This is a genomic window from Paenibacillus cookii, from assembly GCF_018333375.1.
Classification (GTDB): Bacteria; Bacillota; Bacilli; order Paenibacillales; family Paenibacillaceae; genus Paenibacillus_AQ; species Paenibacillus_AQ cookii.
Window position 1 is genome coordinate 76,878 of sequence record NZ_BORW01000022.1, and the last position, 10,263, is coordinate 87,140.

A 10,263-nucleotide genomic window follows, 5' to 3' on the forward strand; every position below is an offset into this window, starting at 1 on the left:
AATAGCATTATGCTTTTTAATTCAAGAGATAAGTAGGGAAAAACGATATGAACATCATGACCGTTGAACATATATCCAAAAGCTACGGCGAAAAGATCCTGTTTCAGGATGCTTCCTTCGGCATGGAGGATCAGGACAAAATCGGCATCGTCGGCGTGAACGGAACGGGCAAGTCGACGTTTTTGCGCGTCATTGCCGGGCTGGAACAGCCGGATGACGGGAGCATTTCCGTCGGAAACCAGGTCAGGGTGCGTTACCTGGCGCAAAATCCGGATTTTAATCCGGACAATACGGTGCTGCAGCAGGTGTTTGAGGGGAATGATCCGAAGCTCAAGGTCGTTCGGGATTACACCGAAACGATGGAACGGCTGGAACGGAATCCCGCGGATTCGGCGCTGCAGGAAAAGCTGCTGAAGCTGAACCAGCAGATGGACGCGCTTCAGGCATGGCAAATGGAAAGCGAAGCGAAAACCATTTTGTCCAAGCTTGGCATCGTTCGGTTCGATGCGCCTATGGGCACGTTGTCGGGGGGACAGCGCAAGCGCGTCGCCTTGGCGCAGGCGCTGATCGAACCGTGCGAGCTGCTCATTTTGGACGAACCGACGAACCATATCGACAACGATTCCGTTATATGGCTTGAGCAGTATTTGCAGAAGCGCCGCGGCGCGCTGTTGATGATTACGCATGACCGCTATTTTTTGGACCGGGTCGCGAACGTGATGCTGGAGCTGGACCAAGGCAGATTGTTCCGGTACGAAGCCAATTACTCCAAGTTTCTTGAGCTGAAAGCGGAGAGGGAGGAACGGGAGGAAGCTTCCGAACAAAAAAGGCAGAACCTGCTGCGGAATGAGCTGGCCTGGATCCGGCGCGGAGCCAAAGCAAGATCGACCAAGCAAAAGGCCCGGATCGATCGCTTCGAAGCGCTCAAGGAGCAGCAGGGGCCGACGCGGAGCGGCACAGTGGAAATGTCGGCAGCCTCGACGCGATTGGGACGCAAAATCATCGAGCTCGAGCATGTGGGCAAAAAAGCCGGCGACAAGCTATTGATCCATGATCTGAATTATATTTGCGTACCCGGCGACCGGATCGGCATCGTGGGGCCGAACGGAAGCGGGAAATCGACGCTGCTGAACATGATTGCCGGAAGACTGCAGCCGGATGAGGGAGAGATCGTCGCCGGTCCGACCGTTAAAGTCGGCTATTTCACCCAGGAGCATCAGGATATGGACGGCAGCATGCGCGTGATTGAATATATTAAGGAAGAAGCTGAAGTCATCCGGTCCGAGGACGGCGGCAGCATTACCGCTTCCCAGATGCTGGAGCGCTTTTTGTTCCCGCCTGCCATGCAGTGGACTCCGATTTCCCGGCTGTCGGGCGGCGAGAAACGGCGCCTGTATTTGCTGCGGGTACTGATGTCCGCGCCGAACGTGCTGCTTCTCGACGAGCCGACCAACGACCTGGACATCCAAACGCTTGCCGTGCTCGAGGATTATTTGGACGATTTTCCGGGCGTCGTGTTTGTCGTATCCCATGACCGGTACTTTCTGGACCGGACCGTGGATAAAATGCTGGCCTTCGAGGGTGAGGGACGGGTACGGGTCCATGTGGGCAATTTTACCGAATACAGCGAATGGATGGCTAAAAACGCCGAACCTGCCGCCGCGGAACGCAAGGCGGAAAAGCCGGCTTCTGCATCGAAAAACGACCCGGCGGCCGCTCCGCGCGAAAAGCTGAAATTCAGCTACAAGGAGCAGCGCGAATACGAGCAAATCGATGGCCTGATCGAGGCTTGCGAAAACAAACTGGCCGGCATCCGGAAAAAGATGGAGGAAGCGTACAGCGACTCCGCCCTTCTGCAGGAGCTGCTGCAGCAGCAGGAGGAAGCCGAGCGGGAGCTGGAGCACCTGATGGACCGCTGGACGTATTTAAACGAGCTGGCGGAAAAAATCGAAGCAAGCAAAAACAGTTAATTGGCGACGGGCGGTGACCTATGGGCATTTTTCAGAAGTGGTTTAAAGGGCGGAAAAAGGAGCCGCGACGTTCCCAAGGCGGTTATCCGGGGACCGCTTTTTCCGGATTGGCGCCTGAAGGGCCGGATTTTCGGCCGCATGCATTCCTGATCCCGATCCAAACCCGGTTCGACGAGGTGTTTCGGAAACACGGGGAATATTGGGATCACGTGAGATCCCGGTTCCTCGCCGGGCATCCGGATGTATCGGACTCGATGTATTCGTGGCTGCTGCTGGAATTCAAGCGTTTTCTGGCTATGAACATGTTTATGAAAAGCGTCGGAATGTACAGCGCCATGGTCGATGAAATCTGGCATGCCGCCCTGCTTTTTTCCCGGGAATACCAGGAGTTTTGCCATGACCTGTTCGGGGAAATGATTCATCATTCGCCCCATACGGGCAAATCCGCAAAACCGGGAGAAGCGGAAAGGGCCCGGTTTGAGCTCGTTTATTCCGTTTTATTCGAGATCCACACCGAAAGCACGATTCTGCTGGGCGGCTTCGGGCGCAAAAAGCTGGAACCCGTATTTGTGGAACATGTTTTGACGGGCGACGTCGGTTTTTTGCATGAACATTATTTCAAAAACAATCCGTCCCATGTTTTTGCCGCGTCCGTGCAAGAGTTTGTAAAGCATCTCGCAAACGTTGTTCAAAGCAGGGCGGAGCTGCAAAAAAGGCTGCCGACAACGCCGCCCAATCGTTCAAAGGCGGGGCAGGCAAGCGGAACGGGGGCCAAATCTCATTCCCGGGAAGCCTTCTCTTCCAAAGCGGATTCGTACACGTATTCCGGCAGCGACGTAAATACGTTGATTTTGTTTGATATCATCGATGGAGACGGGAGCTACGGCGATGTGTCATGCGGCAGCGATTCGGATCGCCAGGGGGAATCGGATTGGAGCGATCCTTCATGCAACGGCGATTCGTCTTGCAGCAGCGAATCTTCATGCAGCAGCGATTCGTCATGCAGTTCTTCGTCCTGCAGCAGTTCCTCGTGCAGCAGCTCTTCTTGCAGCAGTTCATCCGATTAAGGACTAACGGAAATATAGAGAAATAGATAGAATTAAGAACGCGCCCATCATCGATGGAGCGCTTTTTTTTCGGCGCAGGTTCGGGCAAATGGGCGAAGTTGGGATTGACTTCCGAGATTACATGTGTAATATTATGAAAAGAGATTACACGTGTAATCCATGGAGGGAGGAAATCCGTTTGCATAAACTGCCCGTCATTTCGGAGGCGGAATGGGAAGTCATGAAGGTGTTGTGGCAGAACTCGCCGCTCACGGCCAATGAGGTCATTGACGCCCTTGCCGCCTATATGGACTGGAGTCCGAAGACCGTTCGGACGCTCTTGAACCGGCTGGTGGCCAAAGAAGCCGTTGCTTTTCACCCGGACAGCAGGCCGTACTCCTATTATCCGCTCATAACCGAAGAAGAGTGTCAGAAAGCCGAAACCAAAAGCTTTTTGCAGCGGATTTACCGCGGTTCGTTGAAACCGCTGCTGGTTAACTTTTTGAAAGAGGAAGAGCTGAGTCCCGCCGAGATCGAGGAGCTGAAGCGGCTGCTCGATGAGAAGTCGGAATCGAAAAGGAGGGGATAGGCCGTGCAATGGCTGGATAACCCCTGGTTGAGCGCTTTTTTGGATTGGGTATTCAAAACGACGCTGCTGGCAAGCGTCATGACCGTTCTTATACTTATCATCAAGGCCGTCTTGAGGGATCGGGTAAAACCCGGGTGGCATTATGCGTTATGGCTGCTTCTGATGCTGAGGCTGCTGATTCCGTCGGGCCCGCACAGCGAGTTCAGCATGGACAATATTTTTGCGTGGACGGGGGCCGGTTTGTCAAACGAAGCGGATACGGCCCTGCCTTCGACCGGGGACGAAACGGAGCCGTCTTTGGCAACCCCGGAGATCCCTGTGGCTGGTCAGCCCGATTTTTCGGGAGACGCCGCGGCGGATGGTCCGCATCAAGCCGCCGGAACATGGAGCTTGAAGCACGCGTTGATGGGGATATGGCTCTTGGGATCTGCGGTGATGCTCCTGCGGCTGGTGGCCGTGAACATCCATTTTTCGTCGAAGCTGCGCAAATTTTCGGAACCGGCTGCTGCGGCCGATGTTCAGGCGTTGGAGAGGGCCAAGCAAACGATGGGGATGAGGCGCCGTATTCGCCTCAGCTATTCGGCGGTGGTGGCCACGCCGACGCTTTTCGGCTTGTTCCGGCCCCGTTTGATTATGCCGGCCGGCGGCAGGGGGCTGCATGAGAAACAGCTCCATCACATTTATTTGCATGAACTATCGCATGTGAAACGCGCCGATATTTTCGTAAACTGGCTGATGCATTTGCTTCTGGCGATCCACTGGTTCAACCCGGTGTTGTGGTACGCCTTGTACAAAATGAGAGAGGATCAGGAGCTTTCGGCGGACGCCTTGGCCCTGTCGCGGATCGACCCGCAGCAGGTGCCCGAATACGGGCATACTATTATCACCTTGCTTGAGAGAAGCCGGCTGCGCGCGCAAATTCCGGGAGCGGCGGGATTGTCGGGCTCGAAGCAGCAGCTGAAAAGGAGGATACTGATGATTAAAAACTTCAAAAGAAAATCGCTCGGTTGGACGATGGCCGGGCTTGCCTTGATGGTTGCCCTGAGCGGATGCGCGCTCACCAACGGAAAAACCGCCGCCGATGAAAACGCGGCGAAAACCCGGACGGGGGCGACGACTCCCGCCGAAGCGACGAACCCAGCCGGGAACGATTCCGGGCAAGATACAAACGGCAACGCCGCAGTGGGGGATGCCGCCCAAAACGGCTCGGCTTCGAACGCGTCGAATACAGCCTCAACCCCCGGCGGAAGCTTCCAGGCGCCCGCGAAAGGCAGCGCTTCTTCGGGAGGCGCAAAAGCGGCAGGCTCGAAACAACCGTCGCAGGCAACCGATACGAAGGGGCATGAACAGCTGATTAAAGATATCGTGGCGTTGGCGAAAAAAGGGAAAGTGAAAGGTGCGGACTTTGTTTCGGGAAAAACTACGATCGATGAGGTTCACTCCGCCTGGGGCGAACCTGACCGTCCCTGGCAGCCGACCGACCGCTACGCTTACGACAGCTATTCGCCCGGAGCGGGCCGGGGGACGTATGCCTTCGGCATCGGACGCGGCGAAGTTGTATACGATATCCGCTATTTCGGTTCCCCGATGGACGAAAGCCAAGCGTTGAATCAAATCGCTTTTTCGGAAATTAAGCGAACGCTGGGCAAACCAAGCGCCATCAAAACGAGCGGCAGCGACGATATTCTGGTTTACAAGCTCGGGGATTACGAGCTGAAATTCGTCGGTCCGCATCAAACGCAGCGGCTGGATCATATCTCCGTATATTCCCCAAGAGCTGCGGCGCCTATGGGCGGTTCCGCAAAATAAGGGGAATGAAGGAGCAGCGCCTTCGCGTACCGCAAAAGGGGATTTTTGACCAAAAAAGCTATTCGATCAGAGGGATCGAATAGCTTTTTTTTTCGGTATGATAGATCACCGTGAAAATGGATGGAAACCGGTCCGTCGGTCCGGCGCTTGCCCGGAAAACATTTGCTTTACATCAAGCTTTCACGTATGCCGCAAGCAGCTTGGACGTATTAAACACGGCCGTTTTATGCGTCCGTTCCATCGCGTGGGAAGCATGCACGCCCGGTCCGATCAACGCAGCGCGGATATTGTTGCCGGCCGACAACGCGGCGGAAGCGTCGGAGCCGTAATGCGGGTACACGTCGACCGCAAACGGGATGCCTTCGGCTTTGGCCAGCTCGATCAGCTTGCTTGTCATGTCATAATCGTACGGGCCGGAAGAATCCTTGGCGCAAATGGAAACGTCGGTCTCCTTGCAGCTGAGATCATCGCCGATGCAGCCCATGTCGACGGCGATCAGTTCGTCGATGTCGGAAGGGATAAAGGCGGCGCCGTGTCCCACTTCCTCGTAATTGGAAATGAGCAGCTTCAAATGATGTTTCGGCTTCCAGTTTTCGCGTTTCATCGATTCGAGCAGGCCGAACAGCGCAGCCACGCTGGCCTTGTCGTCGATGTGGCGGGATTTGACGAACCCGCTTTCGGTGATGACCGCGCGGGAATCGAAAGAAACGAAGTCGCCGACGCCGATGCCCAGCTTCAGGACATCCTCCTTGGATTCGACGAGCTCGTCGATGCGGACTTCCATGTTTTCTTCCTCGCGTTTGAAGTCGCGGGCATCGTCGTAGACATGCACGGAAGGATGCGTGCTCAAAATCGTGCCCGTATACGTTTTGCCGCTGCGCGTATGGATGACGCAATATTCGTTTTCAATGCTTTGCAGCATAAAGCCGCCGACGCGGGTCAGGCGGAGCCGGCCGTCGGATTTGACGGCGCGGACCATGGCCCCCAGCGTGTCCACGTGCGCGCTGAGCCCGACCGTGCGGGAGGGGTCCTCGCCTTCCACTTCAAGAATCGCGCCGCCCTTTTGGTTCCAGGACAGCTTGACGCCGAGGGAGGCCGCTTCCTGCTCCACGAGTTTCAAGGCCTGGGCGGTAAAGCCGGTGGGGCTTGGCGTGTCGAGCAGTTTTTTCAAAAACGTTAATATGTATTCTTCGTTCGGTTGGATTGACATGCAGATGTCCTCCTTATTTCATGGATGAAGATGATGGGTTCCCTACGTTGGCAGTTCGCCTTCGTTTTTTTCTTTGCCGCCGGTTTGGATTTCTTCCGGGGAAGGGGGCGTATATCCGGTTTCGTTTTGAATATGCGTCAGCTGGGCGGTCAAAAGCTTGATTTCCTTTTGCAGCTTGTACTGCCTGAAGATTCCGTAAGAGCCGACGATGATGCCGCCGATCAGCGTGCAGCCGACGATGAGCAGGATGAGCGGGATGTCGACTTCGCTGAACATAAAATTCACCCGGACAGGATCCACGTTAATGACGGCAAACACCGCCGTAATCAGCGCAAACACCAATCCGGCAATCAGCGACCATTGGATTTTCATGCGAAAGATACCTCCTTCTTAAAGACAGTATAAAATCCCTTGACCTGCAAGGACAAGGGATTTTATGCCGGATGCGTTATTTCGTCATTTGCTCCAACTGCTCGATGACATTTTCAAAGACGCTCATCGCTTCGCGGATCGGCTGCGGCGAAGACATGTCGACGCCGGCTTTTTTCAGGATGTTGATCGAAAAGTCGCTGCCGCCGCTTTTCAGGAAGCCGAGGTAGCGGTCCACCGCGGGCTGGCCTTCCTCCAAAATTTGCTTGGAGAAGCTTGTCGCCGCCGAGAATCCGGTCGCGTATTTGTATACATAGAAGCTGTTGTAGAAATGCGGAATTCGGGCCCATTCCATTTCGATGTCCTTGTCGACGACCATGCCTTTGCCGTGGTATTTCACGTTCAGGTCGTAATAAATTTCCGAAAGCGCCTGCGGCGTCAACGCTTCGCCCGATTCGGCGCGCTCATGGATGAGCTTCTCGAATTCGGCGAACATCGTTTGACGGAATACCGTCGTGCGGAACTGGTCGGCGTAGTAGGTCAGCAGGTACATCTTTTCCTTCGGATCGGTCGATTTTTTGAGCAGGTAATCCATCAGGAGCGCTTCGTTGGTCGTCGAAGCCACTTCGGCCAGGAAAATGGTGTACTGCGCGTCGCGGTACGGCAGCGCGTTGTCCGAATAATAGGAATGCAGCGCATGGCCCATTTCGTGCGCGAGCGTGAACATGCTGTTCAAGTTGTCCTTATGGTTCAGAAGCACGTACGGATGGGTGCCGTAAGCTCCCCAGCTGTATGCTCCGGTGCGTTTGTTTTCGTTCTCGTATACGTCGATCCATTTGTTGTCGAAACCTTCCTGCAGCGATGCCAAATAATCGTCGCCTAGCGGTTTGAGGCCTTCCTTGACGGTCTTTTTCGCTTCGTCGTACGTGATGTCCATTTTGTATTCGTCCACGAGCGGAGCGAACAGATCGTACATATGGAGCTCGTCGACGCCGAGCAGCTTTTTGCGCAGGTCCATGTATCTGTGGAGCAGCGGCAGGCTTTCATGGATCGTGTCGATCAGGTTCGTGTACACTTCCTTCGGAATGTTGTCGCCGTAAAGGGACATTTCCAGAACGGAAGGGTATTTGCGCACGTTCGCGTAAAAGATGTTTTTGTTGACGTTGGCGTTCAGCGTAGCGGCGATGGTGTTTTTTTGCTTGGCGTAGGTATCGTACACCGCTTTGAATGCCCGCTCGCGCACCTCTCGGTTCGGGTTCTCCAAGAACTGGATGTAGTTGCCGTGGGTCAGCTCGACTTCCTTGCCTTCTTCGTTTTTGATCTTCGGAAACTTCAGGTCCGCGTTGTTAAGCATGCCGAAAATCGTTTGCGGCGCCTGCGACAGGTTGCCGACCTGGGCGAGCAGCGCTTCTTCCGTTTTGGAAAGCACGTGGGCTTTTTCGCGCTTCATTTCGGTCAGGGTGAATTTGTAAGGCGCGAGTACGGGATCGGCGATAAACGCGTCCAGCTTTTCGTCCGGCAAGGACAAAATTTCCGGCGTAACGAAAGAAAGGGCTTCGCCGACCTGCACGTTCAATTTTTTCGCTTTCTGGGATAATGCCTGGTATGTAGGGTTTGCTGTATCTTCGTCATGGTGCAGGTGAGCGTATACGTAAAGGCGTTCGGTTTTGAGGGAAATGTCGTCCTCAAGCGCAAAACAGTCCTTGACCGCGTTCGCGTTGTCGAGCTTGCCTTGGAATTCGGCGATCTTTTTCAGCTCCTGCTGCAGTTCGGCATAAGTTTGGTCCCAGGCTTTTTGGCCGTCGAACAAATCCTCCACATTCCATTTATGTTCTTCGGCTACCTCGGAACGCTTCAATAATTTTTCCATGGGAATCCTCCTTAAATGTTGGGATGAAAAAGCATGGGTTCCATTTGACGAAACCGCTGGAGGAAAGCAGGAAGCCGCCCCCACGACAAAGGTGAGCAGCGCGGCGATCCTGATCGTCTTGTTGAAGTTCACTACCAGGGGACCTCCTTATAAAGGAAAGATGTCCCTTAGTATGAACTTTTCCCCGCGATAATATGAAACCTTTCCTTCAAGGGCTGGAACCCATGGTAAACAGATTGTATACAATAAGGATAAAGGCAATCAGGATCATGACGGCCGCAGTGCCTGCCATGCCCCGTTTCAGCCTTGGCGGGACCGAGTTTTTCATCAGGATGAGCACGGCTCCCAGGCAAAAGGCCGAGATGATGTAAATAAGGGTGCTGTTGTATTCCATTTTAAGGGCTTAGACTCCTTTAAAGGCGGCCATGATGGAGCGCCATTCTTCCATGTTGTCTTCGTACTCCTCTTTGGGGAACCGGGATTCGGCCCATTGCATGAGAGCCGGTCGGCTCATGAAGGTATGGGTTTCCTCGCCCCATTGATCGGAAATCTCCCGAAGCACGATGTAGCGGCCCTGCACTTCGACGGTCATCATGTTCCATTTGTCTTTTTTGTATATTTCGTGTTTTTTGATCATATGCATTCTCCGTTTGCTCTTTTGGTAAAATGATACCTTAGAGGAAGCTACAAAAGCAAATGAAAAAGTGCAATTTCGCAAAAGATCGATTGCATTGTCAAGAAGCATGAAGTATAATGTACTTATTCGCCACATATGGCGGTATTTTTAGGAGGTTGTTCATTTGAAAGGTACAGTTAAATGGTTTAACGCAGAAAAAGGCTATGGCTTTATTCAAGTTGAAGGCGGCGAAGACGTATTCGTGCATTTCTCCGCAATTCAAGGCGAAGGCTTCAAAACTTTGGACGAAGGTCAAGAAGTTGAATTCGAAATCACCGAAGGCAACCGTGGCCCTCAAGCTGCAAACGTAACTAAATTATAAGATCAACTCCGTTTTATGGATTTCTGTGAATTATGATTTTCGGCATCGGCTGAAATGTCGTAATCGCATGAAAAACTTCGGAAGTAGCGTCGAACCGACGTTTTCTTATAGCTTTGGTTAAAAAAAAGCCTATAAAGCACAGTTCTCGAAAGAGAGCTGTGCTTTTTTTGGTACGCCCAGCATGGGCGTCATCTCTAGGGTGAAAGTCCCGAACGGGGGCTGGCGAGCGCCTACCGTTAGCCAAGGGCAAGGGTGTCTGCCGCGAGGCAGAATCCGAAGGAAGCCGGAGGCAAAAGCACGGGCCAAGGTACACGAACTGGATTTGAGGCAGGGATAGCCGGATGAGCTGCCCGAACACAGCGAAATCCCAAGCCGCCAAGAGCTATTTCTGTAAACTCCAGT

10 protein-coding genes are annotated in these 10,263 nt (G+C 53.7%); 5 read left to right on the forward strand and 5 right to left on the reverse strand.

Annotated elements, in window-relative coordinates:
- Positions 1-47: 47 nt before the first annotated feature.
- The 4 genes from KI367_RS18230 to KI367_RS18245 all read left to right on the forward strand — a co-directional run bounded on the left by KI367_RS18230 (position 48) and on the right by KI367_RS18245 (position 5,414).
- A complete protein-coding gene (locus KI367_RS18230; protein ID WP_160040220.1) occupies positions 48-1,970 on the forward strand; it encodes an ABC-F family ATP-binding cassette domain-containing protein in 1,923 nt (640 codons plus the stop codon).
- A 20-nt stretch (positions 1,971-1,990) separates the two neighbouring features.
- The gene (locus KI367_RS18235; RefSeq protein WP_212951401.1) at positions 1,991-3,037 is read left to right on the forward strand and encodes a UCP032817 domain-containing protein; all 1,047 of its coding nucleotides are present in this window, start codon (positions 1,991-1,993) and stop codon (positions 3,035-3,037) included.
- Between the two features lie 133 nt (positions 3,038-3,170).
- Positions 3,171-3,605 carry a BlaI/MecI/CopY family transcriptional regulator gene (locus KI367_RS18240; RefSeq protein WP_373309143.1) on the forward strand — a complete coding sequence of 145 codons (435 nt, stop codon included), beginning with the start codon at positions 3,171-3,173 and terminating at the stop codon, positions 3,603-3,605.
- Between the two features lie 3 nt (positions 3,606-3,608).
- Positions 3,609-5,414, forward strand: coding sequence for a M56 family metallopeptidase (locus KI367_RS18245; RefSeq protein ID WP_036706653.1), 1,806 nt, complete (start codon positions 3,609-3,611; stop codon positions 5,412-5,414).
- Between the two features lie 172 nt (positions 5,415-5,586).
- On the opposite strand, the gene KI367_RS18250 is transcribed toward KI367_RS18245, so the two are convergent.
- The 5 genes from KI367_RS18250 to KI367_RS18270 all read right to left on the reverse strand — a co-directional run bounded on the left by KI367_RS18250 (position 5,587) and on the right by KI367_RS18270 (position 9,500).
- Entirely contained in the window at positions 5,587-6,624 is a 1,038-nt protein-coding gene (locus KI367_RS18250) for a M42 family metallopeptidase (protein ID WP_212951403.1), read from the reverse strand.
- Positions 6,625-6,666: 42 nt separating this feature from the next.
- Entirely contained in the window at positions 6,667-6,996 is a 330-nt protein-coding gene (locus KI367_RS18255) for a LapA family protein (RefSeq protein ID WP_212951405.1), read from the reverse strand.
- Positions 6,997-7,072: 76 nt separating this feature from the next.
- Positions 7,073-8,863: an oligoendopeptidase F gene (gene pepF / locus KI367_RS18260; RefSeq protein WP_212951407.1), complete on the reverse strand. Its 1,791-nt coding sequence runs from the start codon at positions 8,861-8,863 to the stop codon at positions 7,073-7,075.
- Positions 8,864-9,071: 208 nt separating this feature from the next.
- The gene (locus KI367_RS18265; protein WP_036706663.1) at positions 9,072-9,257 is read right to left on the reverse strand and encodes a hypothetical protein; all 186 of its coding nucleotides are present in this window, start codon (positions 9,255-9,257) and stop codon (positions 9,072-9,074) included.
- Positions 9,258-9,266: 9 nt separating this feature from the next.
- Positions 9,267-9,500: a hypothetical protein gene (locus tag KI367_RS18270; RefSeq protein ID WP_036706665.1), complete on the reverse strand. Its 234-nt coding sequence runs from the start codon at positions 9,498-9,500 to the stop codon at positions 9,267-9,269.
- Positions 9,501-9,663: 163 nt separating this feature from the next.
- Between KI367_RS18270 and KI367_RS18275 the strand changes: the two genes are divergently transcribed.
- Positions 9,664-9,861 carry a cold shock domain-containing protein gene (locus tag KI367_RS18275; RefSeq protein ID WP_036706669.1) on the forward strand — a complete coding sequence of 66 codons (198 nt, stop codon included), beginning with the start codon at positions 9,664-9,666 and terminating at the stop codon, positions 9,859-9,861.
- The last annotated feature ends 402 nt before the right edge of the window (positions 9,862-10,263 follow it).

Excerpts from the sequence above, each read along its gene's own strand:
- KI367_RS18255 (WP_212951405.1), bottom strand. The coding sequence starts at position 6,996 with ATGAAAATCCAATGGTCGCTGATTGCCGGATTGGTGTTTGCGCTGATT.
- KI367_RS18265 (WP_036706663.1), bottom strand. The coding sequence starts at position 9,257 with ATGGAATACAACAGCACCCTTATTTACATCATCTCGGCCTTTTGCCTG.
- KI367_RS18230 (WP_160040220.1), top strand. The coding sequence starts at position 48 with ATGAACATCATGACCGTTGAACATATATCCAAAAGCTACGGCGAAAAG.
- KI367_RS18235 (WP_212951401.1), top strand. The coding sequence starts at position 1,991 with ATGGGCATTTTTCAGAAGTGGTTTAAAGGGCGGAAAAAGGAGCCGCGA.
- KI367_RS18240 (WP_373309143.1), top strand. The coding sequence starts at position 3,171 with ATGAAAAGAGATTACACGTGTAATCCATGGAGGGAGGAAATCCGTTTG.
- pepF (WP_212951407.1), bottom strand. The coding sequence starts at position 8,863 with ATGGAAAAATTATTGAAGCGTTCCGAGGTAGCCGAAGAACATAAATGG.
- KI367_RS18250 (WP_212951403.1), bottom strand. The coding sequence starts at position 6,624 with ATGTCAATCCAACCGAACGAAGAATACATATTAACGTTTTTGAAAAAA.
- KI367_RS18270 (WP_036706665.1), bottom strand. The coding sequence starts at position 9,500 with ATGATCAAAAAACACGAAATATACAAAAAAGACAAATGGAACATGATG.